General features: G+C 72.4%; 25 protein-coding genes. 10 read left to right on the top strand and 15 right to left on the bottom strand.

The window, feature by feature from the left end; genetic code table 11:
• Positions 1–34: 34 nt before the first annotated feature.
• Positions 35–745 carry a TetR/AcrR family transcriptional regulator gene (locus QRY02_RS32850; RefSeq protein ID WP_285986695.1) on the bottom strand — a complete coding sequence of 237 codons (711 nt, stop codon included), beginning with the start codon at positions 743–745 and terminating at the stop codon, positions 35–37.
• 89 nt (positions 746–834) lie between these two features.
• On the opposite strand from QRY02_RS32850, the gene QRY02_RS32855 reads away from it, so the two are divergent.
• The gene (locus QRY02_RS32855; protein WP_285986696.1) at positions 835–1935 is read left to right on the top strand and encodes a lipase family protein; all 1101 of its coding nucleotides are present in this window, start codon (positions 835–837) and stop codon (positions 1933–1935) included.
• 59 nt (positions 1936–1994) lie between these two features.
• On the opposite strand, the gene QRY02_RS32860 is transcribed toward QRY02_RS32855, so the two are convergent.
• From QRY02_RS32860 to QRY02_RS32885, 6 genes are read right to left on the bottom strand one after another with little or no spacing between them, the layout of a single operon-like run.
• Complete coding sequence (locus QRY02_RS32860; protein ID WP_285986697.1) at positions 1995–2714, bottom strand: urease accessory protein UreD; 720 nt, start codon at positions 2712–2714, stop codon at positions 1995–1997.
• Complete coding sequence (gene ureG / locus QRY02_RS32865; RefSeq protein WP_285986698.1) at positions 2711–3397, bottom strand: urease accessory protein UreG; 687 nt, start codon at positions 3395–3397, stop codon at positions 2711–2713. Before ureG ends, QRY02_RS32860 begins: the two co-directional genes overlap by 4 nt.
• On the bottom strand, positions 3387–4067 hold the full coding sequence (locus QRY02_RS32870) for an urease accessory protein UreF (RefSeq protein WP_285986699.1): 681 nt from the start codon (positions 4065–4067) through the stop codon (positions 3387–3389). The genes ureG and QRY02_RS32870 overlap by 11 nt, the downstream gene beginning before the upstream one ends.
• Positions 4067–5782, bottom strand: coding sequence for an urease subunit alpha (locus tag QRY02_RS32875; RefSeq protein ID WP_285986700.1), 1716 nt, complete (start codon positions 5780–5782; stop codon positions 4067–4069). The genes QRY02_RS32870 and QRY02_RS32875 overlap by 1 nt, the downstream gene beginning before the upstream one ends.
• 1 nt (position 5783) lies before the next feature.
• A complete protein-coding gene (locus QRY02_RS32880) occupies positions 5784–6089 on the bottom strand; it encodes an urease subunit beta (protein ID WP_013230176.1) in 306 nt (101 codons plus the stop codon).
• Between the two features lie 11 nt (positions 6090–6100).
• The gene (locus QRY02_RS32885) at positions 6101–6403 is read right to left on the bottom strand and encodes an urease subunit gamma (protein WP_285986701.1); all 303 of its coding nucleotides are present in this window, start codon (positions 6401–6403) and stop codon (positions 6101–6103) included.
• Between the two features lie 291 nt (positions 6404–6694).
• Here QRY02_RS32885 and QRY02_RS32890 point away from each other — a divergent pair, with 291 nt between their 5' ends.
• Positions 6695–7843 (top strand): citrate synthase 2, encoded by a 1149-nt coding sequence (locus tag QRY02_RS32890; protein ID WP_285986702.1) that lies wholly within the window; start codon positions 6695–6697, stop codon positions 7841–7843.
• Between the two features lie 7 nt (positions 7844–7850).
• Here QRY02_RS32890 and QRY02_RS32895 read toward each other — a convergent pair whose 3' ends face one another.
• Both QRY02_RS32895 and QRY02_RS32900 read right to left on the bottom strand, forming a co-directional pair.
• Positions 7851–8453 (bottom strand): TetR/AcrR family transcriptional regulator, encoded by a 603-nt coding sequence (locus tag QRY02_RS32895; protein ID WP_285993976.1) that lies wholly within the window; start codon positions 8451–8453, stop codon positions 7851–7853.
• Positions 8454–8473: 20 nt separating this feature from the next.
• A complete protein-coding gene (locus QRY02_RS32900) occupies positions 8474–9964 on the bottom strand; it encodes an SDR family oxidoreductase (protein ID WP_285993977.1) in 1491 nt (496 codons plus the stop codon).
• Between the two features lie 215 nt (positions 9965–10179).
• Here QRY02_RS32900 and QRY02_RS32905 point away from each other — a divergent pair, with 215 nt between their 5' ends.
• The 5 genes from QRY02_RS32905 (at position 10180) to QRY02_RS32925 (ending at position 15065) form a co-directional block, all read left to right on the top strand.
• Positions 10180–11019 carry an ABC transporter ATP-binding protein gene (locus QRY02_RS32905; protein WP_285986703.1) on the top strand — a complete coding sequence of 280 codons (840 nt, stop codon included), beginning with the start codon at positions 10180–10182 and terminating at the stop codon, positions 11017–11019.
• Between the two features lie 68 nt (positions 11020–11087).
• The gene (locus tag QRY02_RS32910; protein WP_285993978.1) at positions 11088–11888 is read left to right on the top strand and encodes an ABC transporter permease; all 801 of its coding nucleotides are present in this window, start codon (positions 11088–11090) and stop codon (positions 11886–11888) included.
• Complete coding sequence (locus QRY02_RS32915) at positions 11885–13042, top strand: sensor histidine kinase (protein WP_285986704.1); 1158 nt, start codon at positions 11885–11887, stop codon at positions 13040–13042. Before QRY02_RS32910 ends, QRY02_RS32915 begins: the two co-directional genes overlap by 4 nt.
• Entirely contained in the window at positions 13039–13659 is a 621-nt protein-coding gene (locus tag QRY02_RS32920; RefSeq protein WP_285986705.1) for a response regulator transcription factor, read from the top strand. Before QRY02_RS32915 ends, QRY02_RS32920 begins: the two co-directional genes overlap by 4 nt.
• Positions 13660–13724: 65 nt before the next feature.
• Complete coding sequence (locus tag QRY02_RS32925) at positions 13725–15065, top strand: serine hydrolase domain-containing protein (protein ID WP_285986706.1); 1341 nt, start codon at positions 13725–13727, stop codon at positions 15063–15065.
• A 48-nt stretch (positions 15066–15113) separates the two neighbouring features.
• On the opposite strand, the gene QRY02_RS32930 is transcribed toward QRY02_RS32925, so the two are convergent.
• Entirely contained in the window at positions 15114–15431 is a 318-nt protein-coding gene (locus tag QRY02_RS32930) for a hypothetical protein (protein ID WP_285986707.1), read from the bottom strand.
• A gap of 227 nt (positions 15432–15658) precedes the next feature.
• Here QRY02_RS32930 and serC point away from each other — a divergent pair, with 227 nt between their 5' ends.
• Positions 15659–16783 (top strand): phosphoserine transaminase, encoded by a 1125-nt coding sequence (gene serC / locus QRY02_RS32935; protein ID WP_285986708.1) that lies wholly within the window; start codon positions 15659–15661, stop codon positions 16781–16783.
• Here the strand turns inward: serC and QRY02_RS32940 are convergent.
• The 5 genes from QRY02_RS32940 to QRY02_RS32960 all read right to left on the bottom strand — a co-directional run bounded on the left by QRY02_RS32940 (position 16776) and on the right by QRY02_RS32960 (position 21890).
• Positions 16776–18002 carry a glycosyltransferase 87 family protein gene (locus QRY02_RS32940; protein WP_285986709.1) on the bottom strand — a complete coding sequence of 409 codons (1227 nt, stop codon included), beginning with the start codon at positions 18000–18002 and terminating at the stop codon, positions 16776–16778. The two genes, serC and QRY02_RS32940, sit on opposite strands and share 8 nt — an antisense overlap.
• 372 nt (positions 18003–18374) lie before the next feature.
• The gene (locus tag QRY02_RS32945) at positions 18375–19580 is read right to left on the bottom strand and encodes an ABC transporter permease (RefSeq protein WP_285986710.1); all 1206 of its coding nucleotides are present in this window, start codon (positions 19578–19580) and stop codon (positions 18375–18377) included.
• On the bottom strand, positions 19577–20263 hold the full coding sequence (locus tag QRY02_RS32950) for an ABC transporter ATP-binding protein (RefSeq protein WP_285986711.1): 687 nt from the start codon (positions 20261–20263) through the stop codon (positions 19577–19579). Before QRY02_RS32950 ends, QRY02_RS32945 begins: the two co-directional genes overlap by 4 nt.
• Positions 20260–21354 (bottom strand): peptidoglycan-binding protein, encoded by a 1095-nt coding sequence (locus QRY02_RS32955; RefSeq protein WP_285986712.1) that lies wholly within the window; start codon positions 21352–21354, stop codon positions 20260–20262. The genes QRY02_RS32950 and QRY02_RS32955 overlap by 4 nt, the downstream gene beginning before the upstream one ends.
• The gene (locus QRY02_RS32960) at positions 21351–21890 is read right to left on the bottom strand and encodes a hypothetical protein (protein WP_285986713.1); all 540 of its coding nucleotides are present in this window, start codon (positions 21888–21890) and stop codon (positions 21351–21353) included. Before QRY02_RS32960 ends, QRY02_RS32955 begins: the two co-directional genes overlap by 4 nt.
• 114 nt (positions 21891–22004) lie before the next feature.
• Here QRY02_RS32960 and QRY02_RS32965 point away from each other — a divergent pair, with 114 nt between their 5' ends.
• Both QRY02_RS32965 and QRY02_RS32970 read left to right on the top strand, forming a co-directional pair.
• Positions 22005–22667 (top strand): response regulator transcription factor, encoded by a 663-nt coding sequence (locus tag QRY02_RS32965; protein ID WP_285986714.1) that lies wholly within the window; start codon positions 22005–22007, stop codon positions 22665–22667.
• Positions 22664–23815, top strand: a complete 1152-nt coding sequence (locus QRY02_RS32970; RefSeq protein ID WP_285986715.1) for a sensor histidine kinase — start codon at positions 22664–22666, stop codon at positions 23813–23815. The genes QRY02_RS32965 and QRY02_RS32970 overlap by 4 nt, the downstream gene beginning before the upstream one ends.
• Positions 23816–24220: the final 405 nt, after the last annotated feature.

Here is a 24220-nt window from a genome sequence, read left to right on the forward strand (position 1 = left end):
GCCCTTTCCCGGCGCGGACGCCGGGAAAGGGCCCTCACGTTCGCCGGGCTCCCCCCTGCTCCCCCGCCCGGCTCGTCTCTTCCACGCCGGAGGACGCGCCGGGGTTGCCGGGGCTTTCCAAGATCTTTCCGGGTCGCATGATGGCCGCCAGCATCAGCGCGCGCAGCTCCGCGCCGACGTCCTCCACCGGCAGCGGCGGCTCGTGCGCCTGCCACTCGCGCAGCAGCCCGGTGGCCGCGCCGACCAGCGCGATCGCCGTCAGCCGGTAGTCGCGGTCGGGCGCGGCGCCGTGCTCGGCCGCGTGCCGCGCCTCCGTTTCGATGAAGGTCGCCCAGCGGTCGACCCACACCTGGTGCTGCTCTTCCAGCTCCGCGCTGACGCCGACGGCTTCGACGTAGTTGAGCCTCGGGAGCCGGGGATCCACGGTGACCGTGTCGATGAAGACGTCGAGCAGCGTGGCGATCCGGGTCATGGCGTCGGCCTCGGCGACCTTGCCTAGCGCGGCGGTGACGTGCTCCAGCGCCAGGCTGTTGATCCGGTCGTGGAGGGTGCGCAGCACGTCCTCCTTGCCGGTGAACTCCTCGTAGAAGTTCCGCGTCGACACGCCGGCGCGGGCGCAGACCTCGGTGATCTTCGTCTGCCGGAAGCCGAGGGTGGTGAACAGCTCGAGACCGGCCGTGAGCAGCCGTTCGCGGCGGTCGGCGCGACGTTGTTCGGGTGCGACGCCGCCGTACGTGCGAGCCAACGGGGGTGTCCTCCTTCTGAGGGATTGCCGGATCCTACCGGGCTGGCTAAATTGTGAAAACCTCGATTACCAAACAGCCGGAGGCAACGATGCTTCGTCGGTTAGTGGTCGCCGTCGCGCTCCTTTTCGTGACAGCCTCCCCCTCCGCGCACGCGGACCCGGGTGTCCTCCTCGAACAGCGGCCCACGACGGTGTTCATCGGTCCGTTCCCGGCACCCGTCAAGGCCTGGCACCTCGTCTACCGCTCGACCTCGGCGACCGGCGAACCGAACGCCGTCTCCGGGACGCTGCTGGTGCCGCCGACGCCGTGGCCGCGGGGCGGCCCGCGGCCCCTGATCACGTACGCGGTGGGCACGCACGGCCTCGGCGACCAGTGCGCGCCCTCGAACCTGCTGGCCCACGGCGTCGAGAACGAAAGCGCGTTGCTGGCGCAGGCCTTGACGCGGGGCTGGGCCGTCGTCGTCACCGACTACGAAGGGCTCGGCACGCCGGGACCGCACACGTACGCGGTCGGCCAGTCCGAAGGCCGGGCGGTGCTCGACGCGGCGCGGGCCGCTTCCCGGGTGACCGGCGCGGGGCTCTCCCCGGCCGGCCCGGTGGGCGTGTTCGGCTACTCGCAGGGCGGCCAGGCCGCGGCGTGGGCAGCCGAACTGCAGGCCACGTACGCGCCTTCGCTGAACGTCGTCGGCGTGGCGGCCGGCGGGGTCCCGGCGGACCTGAACGCGGTGTTCGCCGCCAACGACGGCGGCGCGGCGTTCGGCCTGGTCCTCGGCGCGGCCACCGGCTTCGCCGCGGCGTACCCCGACGTCCCGTTCGCGTCGATCCTGAACGACCGCGGCCGCGAGGCGGTGGCCCGGGTGTCGGAGGCGTGCACGATCGAGCTGGGTGCGGCGGCACCGTTCGCGCACCTGCGGGACTTCGTGACGGTGCCGGACCCGATCCACGAGCCGCACTGGCAGGCCCGGCTGGCGGAGAACCACCTGGGCACGACCGCGCCGGAAGCGCCGGTGTACCTGTACCACGGGACGCTGGACGAGCTGATCCCGTTCAGCGTCGGAACGGCGTTGCGCGACCGCTGGCGGTCCCTGGGCGCGGCGGTGACGTGGCAGGAGTTCCCGCTGCTGGAACACATCGGCGGCGTCTCGATCGGCGGGCCGGCGGCGATGACCTGGCTGGGCACGAAGTTCTGAGGGTTCCGGACCACCCGAAACCGTCGGTACCTCCCGGTAGCGTGGAAAACGGGGGCTGCTCAGAACGCCGGGACCCCGGCCTCGGCCAGCCCCTTCATCGCCGTCACGGCGTCCGGCGCCAGGGAAGTCACCAGCGTGCCGCCCGCGGCGAGCGGGCTGCGGGACCACCACTCACCCGAAGCCGCCGGCTCCTCCGGGCCGCCGACGACCAGGTCCGTGGCCAGTACCCGGCGTCCCGCCAGCACGGCCAAGCTGCCGTCCAGCCCCGCATCCCCCACCGAAAGCGTCTGGCGCAGCACCGGCAGCGAACCCCTTGTGACCGACGACGAAGTCGTCAGCGACCCCGGGCTCTCCCCGGCCCGCCCCAGCACGAGCACCTCCCGCGTGTGCAGGTAGGCATCCGAAGCCAGCGAAGCCCGGAAAACCGCACTGTGCCGGGCCCGCGCCGTGATCACCGTGGGCTCCGGCAGGTACTCCAGCGAACCGCCCGGCTCCACCACGATGTCCACAGTGGATACGGAAGACTCGCCGTGCAGCCCCGGCAGGGCCAGCGTCGCCGCCACGCCCGACAAGCGGAGGGAAGCACCCCGCCCCACCCGCACCGTGAGCAGCAGGTCGTCCCCGCCCAGCGGGGAGGTCGCCGAGTTCACCAGGTGCACCACCGCCGTCGCACCGGAACGCCGGCGCGGGAACAACGTCAGCGGCGCCATCGAGCGCAGCTCCCGCAACACCGTGCGCGAGCCGTCGAAGCACGCCGTCAGCCGCGCGTGGGCCTTCACAGCAGGGAGCGGACCCAGTCGGCGACCGCCGGCGCGTCCGGTGTGTCCACAAGGGACTGGGTGATCACCGGCAGCGAACCCCGCATCCGGTGCGCGTCCGACGTCATCACGGCCATGTCCGCGCCGACCAGGTGGGCGATGTCGATCTTGTTGATCACCAGCAGGTCCGCCGTCGTGACGCCGGGGCCGCCCTTGCGCGGCACCTTGTCGCCGCCCGCCACGTCGACCACGAAGATCTGGCTGTCCGCCAGACCCCGGCTGAACACCGCCGTGAGGTTGTCGCCGCCGCTCTCGATGATCACCAGGTCCAGGCCGGGGAACTTCTCCTCGAGCCGCTCGACCGCGTCGAGGTTCGCGGTGATGTCGTCGCGGATCGCGGTGTGCGGGCACGCGCCCGTCTGCACCGCCTCGATCCGCTCCGGGTCCAGCACGCCCGCGCGGCGCAGGAAGTCCGCGTCCTCGGTCGTGTAGATGTCGTTCGTGACGACGGCGAGCCGGATCTCGTCGCCCAGCGCGCGGCACAACGCCGCGGTGAGCGCCGTCTTGCCCGAGCCGACCGGGCCGCCGATGCCGATCCGGTACGCGCGCCCGGCCGTCGGCGCGGCGTCGTAGTGGTCGGGTTCGCTGGCCGTCGGGTCGAAGTTGACCTCGTGGAAATGACCGTGACCGTGCTCAGCTGGCAAAGAGACGCACCTCTTCCTGGTGGTGCCGGGCGTGGGCCTCGGCGAACAGATCCAACGCGGGCGACCCCGGCGACGGCAGCGACGCCGGGTCGTCGCCCGCCACCGCGGCCGCGTCCGTGCACACCGAACGCAGGTCGAGCCGCGCGACCACGGCGTTGACGGCAAAGGGGTCCAGCCCGAGCAACCGCACTGCCGCGCTCGCCGGGCCACTGACCGACACGTACGCGGCCGCCATCGCGGCGTCGTACGGCGAACCACCCGCGACGCCGGCCAGCGCGCCCAGCACGATCGGGTGGTGCGGCCGCGGAGTCTCGGCCAGCAACCCCTCCAGCACGGGAGACGGCCACGCGATCCGGCCGGCCCGTGCGGTTCCCCGTCCCTGCGCCCGCGAAGCCTCCCGCTGAGCGAGCGACGGGGTGCGCGCGTCGAGTTCGGAATCCAACCGAGCCCAGTGTCCACCGGAGACGGATCGCGCGGCGGCGTGTGCCGAAGCAGCGGCGAAAACCGCCGCCAGGAAGCCCGCCGTCCGCAACCGTCCGGAAAGGAATCCCGGCAGATCCCGCACCGCAGTCACCAGTTTTCGCGCAACGACCTCTTCCAGTCCGCCACTGTGGACGTGCCCGCCGCCGGGGAAGCGGGAGTCCGCGAGGATCAGCGCCGAAAGGTCCATCAGAACAGGAAGTACCTTTGCGCCATCGGCAGTTCCGTCACCGGCTGCGGTTCGATCAGCTCTCCGTCGACGTGCACCGCGAAGCTGTCCGGTTCGACGCGGACGTCCGGTGTCGTGTCGTTGAGCACCATGTCCGCCTTCGTCCGGGCGCGCATGTTCGACACCGCCACCAGCGGCCGGGTGATGCCGAAGGTCTCGCGCAAGCCACTGTCCAAAGCGGAGGGCGCGACGAAGTGCAGGCTCAGGGCGGCCCCGATCGACGCACCGAACATCGGCCGCGCCAGGACCGGCTGCGGGGTCGGGATGGACGCGTTCGCGTCGCCCATCGCCGCCCACGCCGGGAAGCCGCCCTTCAGCACCACGTGCGGGCGGACGCCGAAGAACTTCGGCTCCCACAGCACGAGATCCGCGAGCTTGCCGACCTCGACCGAGCCGATTTCGGTCTCCATGCCGTGCGCGATGGCCGGGTTGATCGTGTATTTGGCGACATAGCGACGGGCACGCAGGTTGTCGGCCGCGCCGTCGCCCGGCAGGGCGCCGCGGCGGCGTTTCATCACGTGCGCGGTCTGCCAGGTCCGGATGATCACCTCGCCGATCCGGCCCATCGCCTGCGAGTCGGAGCTCATCATCGAGATCGCGCCCATGTCGTGCAGCACGTCCTCGGCGGCGATCGTCGTCGGGCGGATCCGGCTCTCGGCGAAGGCCAGGTCCTCGGGCACCGAGGGGTTGAGGTGGTGGCAGACCACCAGCATGTCGAGGTGCTCGTCGAGGGTGTTGGCCGTGTGCGGGCGGGTCGGGTTCGTCGAGGACGGCAGCACGTTCGGCAGCGAGACGACCTGGATGATGTCCGGCGCGTGCCCGCCACCGGCCCCTTCGGTGTGGTAGGCGTTGATCGAGCGGCCGCCGATGGCGTCCACAGTGGATTCCAGGAAGCCCGCCTCGTTCAGCGTGTCCGTGTGGATGGCCACCTGGACACCGGCTTCGTCGGCGACGGTCAGGCAAGCGTCGATGGCGGCCGGGGTGGTGCCCCAGTCCTCGTGGAGCTTGAACCCGCCCGCCCCCGCCGCCAGCTGTTCGCGCAGCGCCTCGTGCCGCACGGTGTTCCCCTTGCCCAGCAACAGGACGTTGACCGGATAACCGTCCATGGCGGACAGCATCCGGCCGAGGTTCCACGCGCCGGGTGTGACGGTCGTGGCCTTGGTGCCCTCGTTGGGGCCGGTGCCGCCACCGACCAAAGTGGTCAGCCCGGCGGCCAGCGCCGTGTCGACGAGCTGCGGGCAGATGAAGTGGACGTGGCAGTCGATCCCGCCGGCGGTGAGGATCTTGCCGTTGCCGGACAGCACCTCGGTGGACGGCCCGATGACCAGGGCCGGGTCGACGCCGTCCATCGTGTCCGGGTTGCCCGCCTTGCCGATGCCGACGATCCGGCCGTCGCGCACCCCGACGTCGGCCTTGACGACGCCCCAGTGGTCGAGGATCACCGCGCCGGTGATGATCAGGTCGGGTGCGCCCTCGGCGCGGGTCGCGGTGCCCTGGCCCATGGACTCGCGGATGACCTTGCCGCCGCCGAACAGCACCTCGTCGCCGGAGCCGCCAGGCCCCATCGATCGGTCTTCGGTGACCTCGATCAGCAGGTCGGTGTCAGCCAGCCGGATCCGGTCGCCGGTGGTCGGGCCGAACAGCTCGGCGTAGCGCTCGCGGTCGATCTGCGGCATTTCAGAAGTCTCCTGCGAATTCGGACCGCAGCCCGGGGACGCGCCGAGCGCCGGCGAGCGGGACGAGATCGACTTCCCGTTCCACGCCGGGTTCGAAGCGCACCGACGTCCCCGCCGGGACGTCGAGCCGGTGGCCGCGGGCGGCGTCCCGGTCGAACTCGAGCCCCGGGTTCACGGCCGCGAAGTGGTAGTGCGAGCCGACCTGCACCGGCCGGTCGCCGAGGTTCCGCACCAGCAGCCGGACGCGCGCGCGGCCGGGGTTCAGCTCGACCGGCTCGTCACCGGGAATGATCTCGCCAGGGCGCATGCCGCTGCCTTTCACACGATCGGGTCGTGCACGGTGACGAGCTTGGTGCCGTCCGGGAAAGTGGCCTCGACCTGCACGGAGTCGACCATCTCCGGCACGCCGTCCAGCACCTGCGCCCGGGCGAGCACGCTCCGGCCGCTGGCCACCAGCTCACTGACCGTGCGGCCGTCGCGGGCGCCTTCGAGGACGTGGTCGGTGATGAGCGCGACCGCCTCGGGGTAGTTGAGCCGGACGCCGCGGTCCAGCCGCTTCCGCGCGACGTCGGCCGCCACGTGGATGAGCAGCTTGTCGCGCTCCTGCGGGCTGAGGTGCATCCGCTAGGTCTATCACCCGAAACGCGGGAGCGCCGGGTTCGGAAACACAGGATTTACCTGGGCTTCGTCACACTCCGTGGCGAGAAATTCTCCCGTCGCCGGACTTCGGTGACTGAATCGTTCTCGTAATCGTGACCGAAACCACCACATCTTTCGATTGCCAGTGGCCGGTCAAGAGAGCAAGGTCTATCCATCCGTGCGATGTGGCGCGCGTTCAGTGCGCTCAATCCCAACCGCGCGACCAGCACCAACCAGCCGGGGAAAAAGCGCACCGAAAGGTCCCGCGAAACAGTGACTACCTCCACGATCAGCAAGCCACAGCCGTCCGGCCAACCCGACGACGGCTTCCGACCGGGCCTGGAGGGCGTCGTCGCCTTCCACACCGAAATCGCCGAACCCGACCGGGACGGCGGTGCCCTGCGCTACCGCGGCGTCGACATCGAGGACCTTGCCGGCAAGGTGACCTTCGGCGACGTCTGGGGCCTCCTCGTGGACGGCCGGTTCGGTCACGGCCTCCCGCCCGCCGAACCCTTCCCGCTGCCGGTGCACACCGGTGACGTCCGGGTGGACGTCCAGGCCGCGCTGGCCATGCTCGCCCCGATCTGGGGCTACCGCCCGCTGCTGGACATCACCGACGAAGAGGCCCGCGAGCAGCTGGCCCGCGCCTCGGTGATGGCGCTGTCCTACGTCGCCCAGTCGGCGCGCGGCATCGGCCAGCCCGCGGTGCCGCAGACCCGCGTCGACGAGGCCCACTCCATCACCGAGCGGTTCCTGATCCGCTGGCGCGGCGAGCCGGACCCGGCGCACGTCAAGGCCCTGGACGCCTACTGGGTGTCGGCCGCCGAGCACGGCCTCAACGCCTCGACCTTCACCGCCCGCGTCATCGCGTCCACCGGCGCGGACGTGGCGGCGGCGATGTCCGGCGCCATCGGCGCGATGTCGGGCCCGCTGCACGGCGGTGCCCCGGCGCGCGTGCTGCCGATGATCGAAGAGGTCGAGCGCACCGGCGACCCCGAAGGCCTGGTCAAGGGCATCCTCGACCGCAAGGAACGCCTGATGGGCTTCGGCCACCGCGTCTACCGCGCCGAAGACCCGCGGGCGCGCGTGCTGCGCCGGACGTGCCGGGAGCTGGGCGCCACCCGCTACGAGGCGGCCGCCGCGCTGGAGCAGGCGGCGCTGAAGGAGCTGCGCGAGCGGCGCCCGGATCACCCGATCGAGACCAACGTCGAGTTCTGGGCCGCGGTCATCCTGGACTTCGCGCAGGTCCCGCCGCACATGATGCCCGCGATGTTCAGCTCGGCCCGCACCGCCGGCTGGGCCGCGCACATCCTGGAGCAGAAGCGGACCGGACGCCTGGTGCGGCCGTCGGCCAAGTACGTCGGCCCGGCGCCGCGCAGCCCCGAGGACGTCGAGGGCTGGGAGCTCGTCACCAAGCACTGACGCTCGCTCACGAACCGGCCGGTGCCTCCGCGGCGCCGGCCGGTTCGTGTCCGGCGGTGGCGGCGAGCATGGCCGTCAGCTGGTCGACCAGCCAGGTGTCGAGGTTTTCGCGCGTGACGCTGCGTTCCTGCAGCCAGCTCAGCAGGGCGCCCTCGACGACGGCCGTCCAGCAGCGCAGGGTCAGCGAGAGCAGTGGCGAAGGATCCTCGACGCCGAGGGCACCCAGGATCAGGGCCACCGCGCGGTTGCGGACCTCGTCGATCGCCGCGTCCGTCTCGGACGTCGCGATCACCGAACCACTGCGCAGCAGGGCGATGTACCCCGCGCGGTAGTGGTCGGCGACGTCGATCAGGCCGCGGACGGCCGCGCGCAACCGCGCCTCCGGCGGGCCTTCCTCGAGCCCGGCCAAGCCGTCGATCAGCCCGTCGGTGACCGTGCGCAAGGCCTCGACCTGCAGTTCCCGCAGGCTCGAGAAGTACCGGTAGAACAACGGCCGCGACACCTCGGCGCGCGCGACGATGTCGTCCACGGTGACCAGTTCCGGCGCTCGCGAGCCGAACAGGTCGAGCGCGGCGCGGATCAGGTCGTCGCGGCGCGCCTGCGGCGACATCCGCCGCGGCCGGCGGTCGGTCACGGCGCCGGGACGGTCGCGATGGGCTTTTCCGCGGCACGCACGACATCCCGCGCGACGCGCTCGGGCAGCCCGCCGACCGGGCACACCGCCGTGACGCCGATGTGGTCCGCCGCCAGCTCGTCCTGGAGGTAGCCGCTCAGCGTCCGCACGGCCGCCTTCGTCGTGGCGTACGCGGCGAGGAGGTCCGAGGGCAAGGTGGCAGCCGCGAAGGCGAGGTTGACGATCTGACCGCCTTCGGCGCGCTTGGCCAGCATCGGCGCGAAGGCGCGGCAGCCGTGGATCACACTCCAGAGGTCGGCGTAACGGTCCCCGGGCGGGGTGCCCGGGACCGGCTCGATGCCCGCGTTGTTCACCACGATGTCGGGCACCCCGTGCTCGGCGCGGACCCGCTCGGCGAAGCGGTGCACGGCCTCGCCGTCCGACGAGTCCACTGTGTACTCGGCGATACCGTGATCGCCCAGCAGCTTCCGGGTTTCCGCGGCACTGGATGCGTCGATGTCCGTGATGACCACGTCGGCGCCCCGCTCGGCGAAGGCCAGCGCGGTGGCGCGGCCGATCCCGCTGCCCGCCCCGGTGACGACGACGAGCTTGTGCGCGAACGGCCCGGCGTCGACGCGGGCCCGGCGCAACCCCCGGCTTTCGGCGCCGGTTTCGGCGTAGTCGATCAGCTCGGCGGCCGCCGCGGCCACCACGTCCGGCCGCGCCCTGGTCACCCAGTGCGTCCCGACGATCCGGCGGATCCGCAGGTCGGGCACCCAGCGGGAGACCTCGGTCTGCAGCGGCGTCGTGACGTAGGCGTCACCGGTCGGTGCCAGCACCTGAACCGGGATGTCAGCCGGGCGGGGCGCGGGGCGCGACAGCCGGGTGAACATGTTGGCGCGGTAGAGCTGGAGACCGTGCAGGCCGTCGGACTTCTCCGGGGGCGCCGCGTCCGGTTCCATCCGCTGGATCTGCTTGCCCAGCAAGCCGGTGCGCCACAGCAGATCCGGGATGAACGGCACCTGGAACGCCAGGATGTACCACGAGTGCAGGAACTGGCTCAGCGCGTTCTTGAGCCGTTTCGGCGTCGGGCGGCGCAGCTGGGCGCGGAACCACGCGCCGGCGTGGTCGAGGCTCGGGCCGGAGAGGGACGTGTAGGAGGCGATCCGCCCGCGCAGACCTTCCCCGGTGATGGCGTGCCACGTCTGGATCGAGCCCCAGTCGTGGGCGACCAGGTGCACCTTGCCGGTGGGCTGCACCGCGTCGACGACCGCACGCAGGTCGTCGGCCAGCTGGTCCAGCCGGTAGGACGCGCGTCCCGATGGCTTGTCCGACTGTCCGGCCCCGCGGACGTCGTAGGTGACGACGCGGTGCTTCGCCGTCAGCTCGGCCGCCACTCCGCTCCACATCGAGCTGTTGTCCGGGTAGCCGTGCACGAGCACGACCGTGGGCCCGGCACTCCGGCCGTCGACCGTCACGGAGAGGCGGACACCGTCGCTGGCGGTCACCCACTTGTGAGACATTCTGTCATGTTAGACAACTTGTCAACAGTGCGTTCACCCGCGCGGCGGTTCCGCAGGCCGGGATGTTCGGATTTTTGCTTGTATGACAGCGTTTTCGTGGTTCCACGGGAAACCAAGCCCGCGTGTCCACCGATCGGTGGACAGCCGGATTCAGTCGGCCGTTGGTGGGCTGGGGCAGCCCGAGCGACCAGGCTTCGAGCATGACCACAGCAGTCAGCGTGCGCGGCCTGCGCAAGCAGTACCCCGGTCACCTCGCGGTGGCCGGGCTCGATCTGGAGATCGCCCAGGGCGAGGTGTTTTCCCTGCTCGGCCCGAACGGCGCGGGGAAGACCACGACCGTGGAGATCCTCGAAGGGCACCGGCGGCGGACGGCCGGCGAGGTCACCGTGCTCGGCGAGGATCCCGCCAAGGCCGGCCGCGCGTGGCGGGCCCGGCTGGGGATCGTCCTGCAGACGGCGACCGACGCCGCCGAGCTGAGCGTCGCCGAGACCGTCCGGCACTTCGCGAAGTACTACCCCGACTCGCGCGACCCCGACGAAGTGATCGAAAAGGTCGGGCTCACCGAGAAGGCCGGAACGCGGATCAAGGCGCTGTCCGGCGGGCAGCGCCGCCGCGTCGACGTCGCACTCGGCATCATCGGGCGCCCCGAGCTGCTCTTCCTCGACGAGCCGACCACCGGTTTCGACCCCGAGGCGCGGCGGCAGTTCTGGGCGCTGATCAGCGACCTCGCCGCCGAGGGCACCACCATCCTGCTCACCACGCACTACCTGGACGAGGCCGAAGCGCTCGCGGACCGCGTCGCGGTCATCGCGCGTGGCGAGATCGTCGCCCAGGACACGCCGCAGAACCTGGGCGGCCGGGCGGCCGCCGAGGCCACCGTGCGCTGGATCGACGAACGCGGCGAGCACGTCGAGCGCACCGCGTACCCGACCAAGCTCGTCACCGAGCTCTCTGCTGGGGGTAGAGAGCTCGCCGGGCTGACCGTGACCAGGCCGAGCCTGGAGGACATCTACCTCGACCTGATCGGAGACAAAGCGTGACTACTGCGGCATCCGGGGCTTCGCCCCAGGCCGGGGGCTCCGCCACCCGGAACCCCCGGAAAGCACCTCTGACACTTCCCGGCCCGCTCTTCCTCGGGCTCGCCCGCGGCGGCTCCGAGCTGCGGCAGTTCTTCCGGAACAAGGAACAGGTGGTCTTCACCTTCTCCCTCCCCGCGGTGCTGATGGTCCTGCTCGGGTCCATCCTGGACGGTCCGACGGCGCTCGACGGCGTCACGTCCGGCCAGCTGCTGGCCGCCGGGATGATCGGCTCCGGCATCGTGTCGACGTCGTTCAACAGCATCGCGACCGGCGTCACGGCCGACCGGGAAACCGGGGCCCTCAAGCGCCTGCGCGGCACGCCGATGCCGGCGGCGTCGTACTTCATCGGCAAGATGGCGCTGGTCGCGGTGTCCAGCCTGGCCCAGACGGTGCTGATGGCCGGGGTCGCCGTCCTGCTGTTCGGGCTGAAGCTGCCGTCCGACCCGGCGAAGTGGCTGACGCTGCTGTGGGTCTTCGCGCTCGGCATCGTTTCGTGCACCCTGCTCGGGATCGCGATCAGCTCGCTCGCGAAGTCCACCAACGGTGCGGTCGCCATCGTGCAGATGCTGTACCTGGTGCTGCAGTTCATCTCCGGTGTGTTCGTCTCGCCGATCACGCACCTGCCGAAAGTTATGGTGGACATCGCGTCGTTCTTCCCGCTGAAGTGGATCTGCCAGGGTTTCCGGTCGGTCTTCCTGCCGGACGGCGCCGTGAGGATGGAGATGGCCGGGACATGGGAACTGCCGCGGGTGGCGCTGGTGCTGGCGATCTGGTGCGTGGCGGGAGCGGTGCTGGCGCGGCTGACCTTCCGGTGGACCGACGGGAAGTGAGGGACGCCTGGGACCGGTTCAACTGGCTCTGGGAGATCCTCTTCGCGGTGGCGTACCTGGCCACGACCGTGCTGGTGGTGCTGGACGAGGGCGACCCGGTGCGCACGGCGGTCGCGGTCGGGGCGCTGACCGCACTGGCGCTGACCTACCTGCTGTGGGGCCGCCGGGTCGTGCGGGACGACGGGCACCTGCGGCAACGCTGGGCCCTGGCGCTCGTGGTCGTGGCGCTGGTCGCGGTCGCGATGCTCGCCAACACGACGACCAGCTTCATCCTGTTCATGGTCTGCCCGCTGTTGTTCTCGACCCTCGAATTCCGCCCGGCCGCGGTGCTCACCACGGCGGTGATCCTGATGAGCCCGGCGTCGTCGATCGTGAACAACGGGCTGCGCGGCCCGACGCTGCACATCCTGCTGCCGATGACCGCGATCCTCGTCGTGTTCGGCGTGCTGTCGGGCAAGTTCATCCTGCACGTCGTCGAGGAGAGCCGGGGGCGGGCCGACCTGATCACGCGGCTCGAGGAGAGCCAGGCCGAGGTCGTCCGGCTCTCCCGGGAGGCGGGCACCGCGGCCGAGCGCGAACGGCTCGCCCAGGAGATCCACGACACCCTCGCCCAGGGGTTCACCAGCATCGTCACCCTCGCCCAGGCCATCGAGTCCGAATTGGACACCGACCCCGCCGCGGCGCGGCGGCACGCGGAGCTGGCCGCGCGCACCGCGCGGGACAACCTGGCGGAGGCACGCGCGATGGTCGCCGCGCTGGCCCCGGCGGACCTCGCGGCCGGTTCGCTGGTCGACGCCCTCCGGCGGCAGGCCGACCGGCTCGCCGACGAGACCGGCGTGCCGGTCGAGTACGAAGTGGACGATGCGCTGCCGGCGATCGGCATGGCGGCCGAAGTGGTCCTGCTGCGGGGCGCGCAGGAAGCGCTGAACAACGTGCGCCGGCACGCGGCCGCGTCGGCGGTGTCGGTTCACCTGTCCGTTGTGGACGGTTCGGTGCGGCTGTCGGTGCGCGATGACGGCGCCGGCTTCGACCCGGACCACGCCACGGGTTTCGGGTTGCGCGGGATGCGGTCCCGCGCCGAGCAGGTCGGTGGCAGACTGAGCGTCCGAAGTGGCCCCCGCGGCACCGAACTCACCCTGGAGGTGCCGGCTTGATCCGCGTCATGCTCGTCGACGACCACCCCGTCGTCCGCGAAGGCCTCCGCGGCATGCTCGAAGCGGAACCGGACCTCACGGTCGTCGGCGAAGCGGGTTCGGGCGACGAAGCCGTCGCGCTCGACCGGGTCGCCGGCCCCGACGTCGTGCTGATGGACCTGCGGATGCCCGGCCTCGACGGCGTCGGCGCCACCAAGCGGATCCTGCGCGAGCAGCCCGGGCGCCGGATCGTCGTGCTCACGACGTACGAAACGGACGCCGACATCCTGCGCGCGGTGGAGGCCGGCGCGTCGGGCTACCTGCTGAAGGACGCCTCCCGCGCGGAGCTGGCGAACGCGATCCGCGCGGCGGCGCGCGGCGAGACGGTGCTGGCGCCGTCGGTGGCGGGGAAGCTGGTCAACCGCGTCCGCAACCCGGAGCCGCAGCCGTTGTCGGCCCGCGAGGTGGAGGTCCTCCGGCTGGTCGCGAAGGGCGGCACGAACGCCGACATCGGCCGCGCCCTGCACATCAGCGAGGCCACGGTGAAGACCCACCTGCTGCGGGTGTTCGGCAAGCTCGGCGTCTCGGACCGCACCGCCGCGGTGACCACGGCGATGGCCAGAAACCTCCTCGGCTGACCCCGGCACCGGCCGAGCCCGGCCCAGGGCCTGCTTCGCCCGCCGTCGCGCGGCAGAATGCCTCCATGCTTGCCTCGACCGAATTCGCCCTGCTCCGCCGGATCGCCCACGAGCAGGCCACCTGCCGGGCTCCGTCGCTGGTCGCCGCCGTCGTGCGGGACGGGGAGATCGTCTGGTCCGGTGGCCGGGGGCGCGTCGGCGGCGAAACACCCGGTACCGACACCCAGTACCGGCTGGGCTCGATCACGAAGACCCTCGTCGCCACCGCCGTCATGCGGCTGCGCGACGAAGGCCTCCTCGACCTCAACGACCCGCTCGAAAAGCACGTCCCGGGCACGCCCTTCGGTGCCGCCACCGTCGCCCAGCTGCTGTCGCACACCTCCGGCCTGACGTCCGAATCCCCCGGCCTCTGGTGGGAGCGGACCCCGGGCGCGGACTGGGACGCGCTGGTCGGCAGCCTCGCCGAGGGCGCGACCAAGCACCGGCCGGGCGCGCGCTTCCACTACTCGAACGTCGGCTACGGCGTCCTCGGCGAGCTCCTCTCCCGCCACCGCGGCAAGGGCTGGCTCTCCGTGCTCGACGAAGAGGTCCTCGGCCCGCTCGGGATGACCCGCACCACCCCGCACCCGGTCGGCGCGCACGCCGAGGGCTTCGCCGTGCACCCCTTCGCCGACGTGCTGCTGCCGGAGCCGAGCCCGGACGCCGGCGCGATGGCCCCCGCCGGGCAGCTGTGGTCGACGGCGCGGGACCTCGGCCGCTGGACGGCGTTCCTCGGCGGCGAAACCGGCGGTGTGCTCGCGCCGGAAACGGTCGCCGAGATGCGGACCATGGTCACCGTCGACGACACCGACGTCTGGACGATCGGGTTCGGCCTCGGCCTGATGCTCGTGCGCTACCAGGGCCGCCGGTTCGCCGGCCACACCGGCTCGATGCCCGGGTTCCTGGCCGTGACGCTGGTCGACCCGGCCGCGCGGACCGGCGCGCTCGTGCTCGCCAACTCGACGTCCGGCGTCGGCATCACCCAGCTCTGCCTGGACCTCATCACGATGACCGACGAGCTGGAGCCGCGGCTGCCCGCCGAGTGGCTGCCGTCGCCCGCCGACCCCGAGCTGCTCGCGCTGACCGGGCTCTGGCACTGGGGGCCGACGCCCTACCACCTGCGCGTCCAGGCCGACGGGCTGCTGCTGCTCGCGCCGGTCGAAGGCGCCGGGCGCAGCTCGCGCTTCCGCGCCACCGGCAAGGACACCTACGTCGGCCTCGACGGCTACTACGCCGGCGAGACGCTCGAAGTGGGCCGGGACGCCGGCGGCGTCGCCACCCACCTCGACCTGGCGACGTTCGTCTTCACCCGCACGCCGTACGACCCGGCCGCGCCGGTGCCCGGCGGCGTCGAAGACTGGCGCTGACGCCGAGGACGGGCCCCGCTCGCACCCCCAGGGTGGCGAGCGGGACCCTCAGCTCAGGGCGGCGGTGCCCGCCGAATACGCGACCGCGGCGGCGAACCGGTTGGCGATGCGCTTGCCCTCGCCCCAGTCCCAGACGCCGAGCTTGAGCACGGTCATGATCGTGAGCGTCGAGCCGCCGCCGGAGGGCGACACCGTCACGTTGACGTGCTGGCCCCAGCTCAGGATCGACATCCCGGTGCGGCAGGTGGCGAAGCCGCGCGGCCCGTCGTAGACCGGCTGCCGCCCGCCGATCGCGGCCACGCCGGCCGGAAGCGCGTTCCACAGCACTTCGGGCGGCACCGGGAAGCTCTGCTGCACAGTCGTCACGGCCGACGACGCTACCGGCGGCCCGGCGCGGCGGTAACCGTGTTTTTACCCCCACCGCGGTGTTCGCCGATGAGCGCCGGCGAGCTCGGCGCCGTGAGGGTCGTCGTCGTGGTCCGGCCGCCGCTCGCGACCAGGGGCACCAGGACGGCGCCGCCCCGGCCGTCCCACTGCCCGGAACGGCGAATCCCACCTTCACCAGCCGCGTCCCGACCTGAGAGACTGGCCGCATGACCGACGCTGAGTTGACCATCCCCGCCGACCTCAAGCCGGCCGACGGCCGCTTCGGCTGCGGCCCGTCGAAGGTCCGCGCCGAGCAGCTGAGTGCGCTGGCGGAGTCCGGCTCCACCTACCTCGGCACGTCGCACCGGCAGAAGCCGGTCAAGTCCCTCGTCGGGCGCGTGCGGGCGGGCCTGTCCGAGCTGTTCTCCCTGCCCGAGGGCTACGAGGTGATCCTCGGCAACGGCGGCACCACGGCGTTCTGGGACGCGGCCGCCTTCGGCCTGGTCCGCGAGCGCGCGCAGCACTTCACCTACGGCGAGTTCTCCTCGAAGTTCGCCACCGTGACCAAGGGCGCGCCGTTCCTGGCCGACCCGATCGTGGTCAAGGCCGAGCCGGGCAGCGCGCCGGACATCGCCTACGAAGCCGGCGCCGACCTGGTCGGCTGGGCGCACAACGAGACGTCCACCGGCGTGGCCGTGCCGGTCCGCCGCCCCGAAGGCTCCGGTGACGCGCTGGTCGCGATCGACGCCACCTCCGGCGCCGGCGGTCTCCCGGTCAAGGCCGAGGACTTCGACGTCTACTACTTCGCGCCGCAGAAGTCGTTCGCCGCGGACGGCGGGCTCTGGATCGCGCTGGCCTCCCCGGCCGCGGTCGAGCGGATCGGCGAGATCGGCGGCGGCGACCGCTGGATCCCCGAGTTCCTGTCGCTGACCACCGCGCTGGACAACTCCCGCAAGGACCAGACGTACAACACCCCGGCCGTGGCCACGCTGTTCCTGCTCGCCGAGCAGATCGAGTGGATGAACGGCCAGGGTGGCCTCGCCTGGACGACTTCGCGCACGAAGGACTCCTCCTCGCGCCTGTACGAGTGGGCCGAGAAGACGAGCTACACGACGCCGTTCGTGAAGGACCCGGACCTGCGCTCGCAGGTCGTCGGCACGGTCGACTTCAGCGACGACGTCGACGCCGCCGCGGTCGCGAAGGTGCTGCGCGCCAACGGGATCGTCGACACCGAGCCGTACCGCAAGCTGGGCCGCAACCAGCTGCGCGTCGGCCTGTTCCCGGCCATCGACCCGGACGACGTCACCAAGCTGACGCAGGCCGTCGAATACGTGGTCGAGCGGCTCAGCTGACCTGAGGCTCCGCGGAGGGGACCTTCGCCGTTTCGACGGCGGGGGTCCCCTTCTTCGCGCTCAGGCGGCGGGCGCCGAACGCGGCGAGGAGCAGCAGAGCGACGCCGAACAGCTCGTACGACTCCGTCGCCAGCCACCAGCCGGGCGACGGCGCTGGCCGCGGGGCGAACCACATCGGCCCGACGATGAACAGCGTCAGGCCCGCGACGACGACCGCGGCCGCCACCCACCGGACCACCCGGTCGAAGCGCCACGCGTACCACCCGGCGAGGACGAGGATCGGCACGCACCACGTCCAGTGGTGAGTCCACGAGATCGGCGAAACCAGCAGCCCGCCGAGCGCACAGGCGGTGAGCCCGAGCACCGGCTCGGCGGCGCGCACGATGATCACCGCGACCAGGGCCATCACGGCCAGTGCGCCCAGCACCCACCCGAGCTCCGGCAGGCCGGCGCGCACGGTGAGGCCGTGCAGGGACTGGTTGCCGACGTAGTCGACACCGCCGATGCGGCCCGCGTCGAAGACGAGCTTCGTCCAGTAGGTGAAGGACGCCGACGGCCGGATCAGCCACAGCAGCGCCCCGGCCACCACGAACCCGCCGGCCACCCGCGCGGCCGAGCGGAAGTCGCGGCGGAACAGGAAGTACACGACGAAGACGGCCGGGGTCAGCTTGATCGCCGCGGCCACGCCGATCAGCAGGCCCTTCGTCCGCTTGCGCTCACCGGGCAGCAGCACGTCCAGCACCACCAGCACCATGAGCAGCGCGTTGATCTGCCCGAAGCCCAGCGTCGAGCGCACCGGCTCGAGCAAGGCGCCCGCGAGCTGCGCGCCGATGGCGACCAGCGCGGCCACCGCCCGGCCGCGGACCTGCGAAGCGTCGGTCAGCGAGCCGTTGAGCGTCGCGACGTAGAGGTACGCGACCACGCCGGTCGCGACGATCGACGCGATGCTGACCAGCTTCATCGTCACCGCGAACGGCAGCAGCGTGCCGGGCAGGAACACCGCCGCGGCGAACGGCGTGTACGTGAACGGAAGCAGGATCTGGTGTGTGGTCGGCACCCACGCGTCGTACGGCGAGCCCTGCTCGGCCAGCGCCTTCGCACCGCCCAGGTAGACCTCGAGGTCGAGGCCGTCGAACCGCTTCAGCAGCAGGACCAGGACGACGGCGGCGACCTCGAGCACCGCGAGCGACCACGCCAGCTTCCGCCCTGTGAGCGCCACACATCCCCCTCGAGCCAAGTCCCAGACCGGCCGAGATTACCGGGCGTTCAGCAGCAGCCGTGCACCGGCAACCGCACTGACCTGGCGTTCGCCGCATCGACCGGCCGGGGGTGATCGTCCCGGCGGTGCCGCCCGGCCGAGGAACACGGCCGCGTCGCGGGTCACCGACCGCAGCGCCCGCCGCGGCCGGGTCGTAGGCCTGCGCGGCCTGCCGGTCGCGTTCGCGGGCCAGGTTGAAGAAGTCTCGCGGGGCCGCCGGATCGAACGGCGTCGCGTCGAGGCGGGCGAGGAATACCCCACCGATCGGGTGGAGATCTTCCAGATGCCGAATACCGGGTGGCGGGTAATCCGCCACCCGGTGTTCGTGCACGATCAGGCCAGGGCTCGCGTGGGCGCGAGCCGGGCCGCGCGCACCGCCGGGTAGGCCCCCGCCACCGCCCCGACCAGCGCCGCGACACCGACCCCGCCCGCCAGTGCCGCCGCCGGCAGCACCGCGGGCCAGCCCTGGCTCAGCGCGTACCCCGCCGTCACGAGCACGCCGACCAGCACCCCGGCGAGGCCACCCAGCCCGGACAGCAGCACCGACTCCGCCAGGAACTGCCCGCGGATCTGCCGCTTCGTCGCCCCGAGCGCGCGGCGCAGGCCGATCTCGCGCCGCCGCTCCAGCACCGAGATCACCATCGTGTTCGCGACCCCGACCCCGCCGACCAGCAGCGCGACACCGCCGAGCCCGAGGAACAACGCGCTGTACGTCGTGTCCGTCAGCTTCTGCGCCGCCAGCGCGTCCGACGGGCGCCGCACCTGGACCTCGTTCGGTGCCTGCGGGTTCAGCGTCGCCGCCAGCACCGTCCGCACACCGTCCACTTGGGACTCTTCCGCTCGGACGTACACAGTGGACGGATGGCCGTCGAAGCCCAGCAGCCGCTTCGCGACGTCCCAGCCCACCAGCGCGGAACGCTCGATCTCCGGCGCGAGCGGCATCGGCGCGAGGATGCCCACCACGGTGAACCACTGCGTCCCGATCAGCACCTGCGGCGGGCGGGCCGGGTCGACGTGGTCGATGCCCAGCCGGGCCGCCGCCTGGGAGCCGAGCACCGTCACCGGGTAGTCCTGGTTCCCCGTCGCCAGGAACGCACCGGCCCGGACCTTGCCGCCGAGCACGCCGAGCAGGTCCGGCCGGGCCGCGTACACCGCCAGCCCGGACGTGTCGTCCGGGGCGATCTTGTCGCTGCGGCGGACGCTCGCCGACGTCGTCCCCGTGCCGGCGGCCGCGCGCACCGGCCCGATCCGCCGGGCCATCGCGACCGCGTCGTCCGGCAGCGTCGCGTTGTCGCCGAACAGCGTCTGGCCCGGCCCGGCGGTGAGGAGGTTGGGACCGAGCGCGGCCAGGCGGTCGTGCAGGGCCCGCGCGCCGGACGCCGGGATCGCCAGCACCGCCACCATCGCGGCGACGCCGATCGCGATGCCCAGCGCGGAAAGCACCGCCCGCACCGGCCGCGTCCGCATGCCGTGGGCGCCGAGCGCGACGACGTCCGGGGGCTTCAGCCGGGCCGGTTCCGGCAGCGCCACCTTGGTCATCGCGCACCCACCAGGCCGGTGTCCAGGCGCAGGCGCCCGTCGAGCAGCTCGATCCGGCGGGGCATGCCCGCCGCGATCTCGCGGTCGTGGGTGATCACGACGATCGTGGTGCCGTCGGCGGACAGCTCGCCGAGCAGCGAGAGCACCGAAGCGCCGGTGCCGGTGTCGAGGTTGCCGGTGGGCTCGTCGGCCAGCAGGATCGCCGGGTCGTTGACCACCGCCCTGGCGATCGCGACGCGCTGGCGTTCGCCGCCGGAGAGCTCGCCGGGGCGGTGCCACGCCCGGTGCCCGAGCTTGACCCGGTCGAGCGCCGCCAGCGCCCGCGCGCGCCGCTGTCGCCGCGGCACCCCGGCGTAGAGCAGGCCGGTGCACACGTTGTCCACCGCACTCATCCCTTCGTCGAGGAAGAACTGCTGGAACACGAACCCGATCCAGCGCGACCGCAGCGCCGAGACCTTGCGGTCGGGCAGCGCGGCGACGTCGTGGCCGCGCAGCTCCACCCGCCCCGACGACGGTCGGTCGAGCGTGCCCATCAGGTGCAGCAGGGTGGACTTGCCGGACCCGGACGGCCCGACGATCGCCACCATCTCGCCGTCTTCCAGCGAGAGCGAGACGCCGTCGAGCGCGGCGACCTCGCCGGGGTAGGTGCGCGTGACCTCGTGCACGCGCAGCACGGGCGTCACGACGTCGTCACCACCCGCGTGCCCGCGGCCAGGCCGGTACCGGTGACTTCGACCTTCCCGCCGCTGAACAGCCCGGTCTGGACGGCGATCAGCCGTCGCTGCCCGTTCTCGTCGACCTCGACCGCATACCCGCCTTCGGCGAGGGCGAGCAGCGCGCCGACCGGGACCGCGAGCACGCCCTGGCGGACGTCCTTGGTGAACCGGACGGTGGCCGGGGCCGAGTCCAGGCTGCCGGCCGCGGCCGGGTCGTCGAGCCGGACGGTCACGGTGATCTTCGGCTTGCCGTCGTCCTGGCCCGCCTGGTCCTTGCCTTCCACCGCGGTCCGCCCGACGTCGGTGATCGTGCCCTGCGTCGTCTTCCCGTTGATCGTCACCGACGCCTTCGCGCCCTGCTGGGCGAGGCCCTGCTTGGCCGCGTCGAGCTTCACCTGCACCGACCGGACGGTGCCGGTCGTCTTGAGCACCTCGCCCTGGGCCGGCGCGCCGAGCTTGGCCTGGACGGCCGACACCCGCAGTTCACCCGCGGCCAGCACGACGTCACCCTGGCCGAACCCGCCGGTCTGCTCCAGGCCGAGGGACTTCTGCCACTTCTTCAGCGCGGCCGCCGTCGCCGCGGTGAACTTCTTGTCCGGCGTGCCGAACCCGCCGAAGCCGCACGCCTTGAGGTTCTCCTCCAGCTGCTTGACGTCGGCGCCGTCGTCCACGCCCGTGGCGAGGTCGCGGTAGAACGGCAGCGTGCCGTAGAACAGCGGCACCGGCTTCGCGTCCACTCCGTACACCGCCGCGCAGCGGGTCAGGGTGGCGCCGGCGCCCGGCAGCGACGTGATGGTGCCGGGCTTGCGGCCTGCGACGACCGACTCTTCGCCGTAGCCGAGGGTGCCGTCGGCCTCCTCTTCTTCGCGCAGGTCGGTCTTGGCCACCTCCGCGGTCTCGACCGCGGGCGGTGCCGCCTCCTTGACGGGCGTCGCACTCGACACCCGCGTCAGGAGCACGACGGAGCCGGTGCCCAGCACGACGACCAGGACGGCGACCGCGACGAACCAGCGCGTCCGGCCGCGGCGGCGCGGCTTGAGGTGGGTCACGTCGGTCACTTGCCCGCCTCGGAGTGGACGGCCATGCCCATGCCGCACGCCTTGGCGGCCTCTTCGAACTTCTTCGGGTCGTCACCCGGTCCGCCGATCCGCATGCCGCCCTTGCCGCTCGGATCGGGATCCGGCATGTCGACGCCGTGCTCGCGCATGCACTTGGCTTCCTTGCGCGTCTTGTCGAGGTCCTCGGCGCTCGGCGGCTTCATCTCGCCGCCGTTGGGCATGAAGTGCTTGCACGCGTTTTGGGCGGCGTCGAGCTTCGAGGTGTCGCCGTCCTTGCTCCCCAAGGTGATCGCCATGCCGCCGCCGTCGCCGGCCGGCTTCGGGTCGGGCATGTCGACGCCGTGCTCGCGCATGCACTTGGCGAAGTCCCGCATCTTGTCCTCGTCGCTCTTGCCGCTGTTGTCGGCGGCGGCGGGGCCGCCCGACTTCGGCGGCGTCGAGATCGAAGCGACCTTCGACCCGTCGTCGGGCTTCGCGCCGCAGCCGCCGAGCAGCAGGGCCGTCCCGAGCGCCGCGACGGCTATCCGTGTCCACATGGGCTCGAACTCCTTTCGTCCGGATGGGGGTCAGGTCTACGGATCGGGGCATTCGGGCGCGCTAAGCGACGCCGCTTATGCGGTCCTTATGGCCCGCCTGCGCAGACTGGGCCGGTGCGGGTGCTGGTGGTGGAGGACGAGCGGTTGCTGGCCGACTCGGTCGCGGAGGGGTTACGGCGCTTTTCGATGGCCGTCGACGTCTGTTACGACGGCGAGCAGGCCATGGAACGCGTCGGCGTGCACGGCTACGACGTCGTGGTGCTCGACCGCGACCTGCCGAAGGTGCACGGCGACGACGTCTGCGCCGCCGTGGTCCGGGCGGGCGGCGAGGCCCGCGTGCTGATGCTGACCGCGGCCGCCGACGTCACCGACCGGGTCGCCGGCCTGGGCCTCGGCGCCGACGACTACCTGACGAAGCCGTTCGCGTTCGCCGAACTGGTCGCCCGGGTCCAGGCGCTGTCGCGGCGCGCGCGGCCGGCGTTGCCGCCGGTGCTGGAACGCGACGGCGTCGTGCTCGACCTGCCGCGGCACCAGGCCGCCCGCGACGGGCGGTTCCTGTTGCTCTCGCCGAAGGAGTTCGCCGTGCTGGAGGTGCTCATGCGGGCGGAGGGTGCCGTGGTCAGCGCCGAGGACCTGCTGGAAAAGGCGTGGGACGAGCACGCGGACCCGTTCACCAACGCGGTGCGCGTCGCGGTGATGACGTTGCGGCGCAAGCTGGGCGACCCACCGGTGATCGAGACCGTGCCGGGCGCCGGCTACCGGTTCGGTACGCCGTGAACGGCTTTTCCGTCCGGACGAAGCTCACGGCCTGGTACGGCGGGCTGTTCCTGCTCGCCGGGCTGATCCTCGTCGTCATCAACTACCTGCTGGTGCAGAGCACGCTGCCGGACCCCACCCGCGCCGCGTTGACGACGATCGGGTCGGCCGACGCGGTCTACGGCGTCGAGGGCACCACGGTCATCGGGTCGCCGGGCGGCGCGGTCCGGCTGCTCAGCGGCACGCTCGACGAATACCGCTCCTCGACGCTGTCGACGTTGCTGGTCGGCTCGGCGATCGCGCTGGTGGCGACGGCGGCGCTGGCGGTGCTCTTCGGCTGGCTGATGGCGGGCCGCGCGCTGCGGCCCCTGCACGACATCACCTCGGCCGCGCGCCGGCTGGAGGCGGGCAAGCTCGACCGGCGGATCAACCTCGAAGGACCACCGGACGAGCTGAAGGAACTGGCGGACACGTTCGACGGCATGCTCGACCGGCTCGCGGAGTCGTTCGACAGCCAGAAGCGGTTCGTCGCGAACGCGTCCCACGAGCTCAGGACGCCGCTGGCGGTGCAGCGGACGCTGATCGAGGTGGCGATGGCCGACCCCGACGTCCCCGTGGAGCTCAAGAAGCTCGGCACGCACCTGCTCCACACGAACGAGCGCAGCGAGCGGATGATCGAGGGCCTGCTCGTCCTGGCCCGCAGCGACCGCGGGCTGCACGCGCGGACACCGGTGCGCCTCGACGAGATCGCGGCATCGGTCGTCCGGGCCACGGCGGCCCAGGCCGAGGCGGCCGGGGTGACGGTCGAGACGCGGCTGCGGCCGCGGACGGTGGCGGGCGACCCGGTCCTGCTCGAGCGGCTGGTGACGAACCTGGTCGTCAACGCGATCACGTACAACGCGTCGGGCGGCTGGGCGTACGTCGAGGTGCGCGGGGACCCGGCCCTGGAGGTCCGGAACTCGGGGTCGGCGGTGCCACCCGAGGCGGTACCGACGCTCTTCGAGCCGTTCCGCCGGCTGGCCGGCGCGGAGCGAACCGGCGACACGCGCAACGCAGGGCTCGGGCTGTCGATCGTCCGCTCGGTGGCCCAGGCCCACGGCGGCTACGCGGAGGCCCAGCCCGGCCGGCGCGGCGGGCTCACCGTGATCGTCCGGCTGCCGCCTTCTTGAGCGGGACCGGCCGGGTGGCCCGCCGGAGCCCCATGGGCTCGAACGCGGTTCGGCCCGGCGGGGTGACCGCGGCCGAGCCCTGCCCGGCCCGGCCCGCTCGGCGCACGCCGCCCAGCGCAGCCCGCCCGGCCGTTTGGCGCACGCCGCCCAGCGCAGCCTGCCCAGCGCAGCCCGCCCTGCCCAGCCCGCTTGGCCCAGCCCGCCGCAGTCCGACCCGGCCGGCCCCACCCGCCCGGCACAGCCGCCGCAGCCCGACCCGCCCGGCGCAGCCGCCGCAGCCCGACCCGCCCGGCGCGGCCGCCGCAGTCCGACTCAGCCGACCCGACCCGCCCGGCGCAGCCGCCCCCACTCCTCCAGCGGCCCCCACCCGCGCCCACCCCGGCCACCTTCTTGATCCACTCGATC

Origin of the sequence: Amycolatopsis sp. DG1A-15b, assembly GCF_030285645.1 — a bacterium.
In the GTDB taxonomy this organism is placed as follows: Bacteria; Actinomycetota; Actinomycetes; order Mycobacteriales; family Pseudonocardiaceae; genus Amycolatopsis.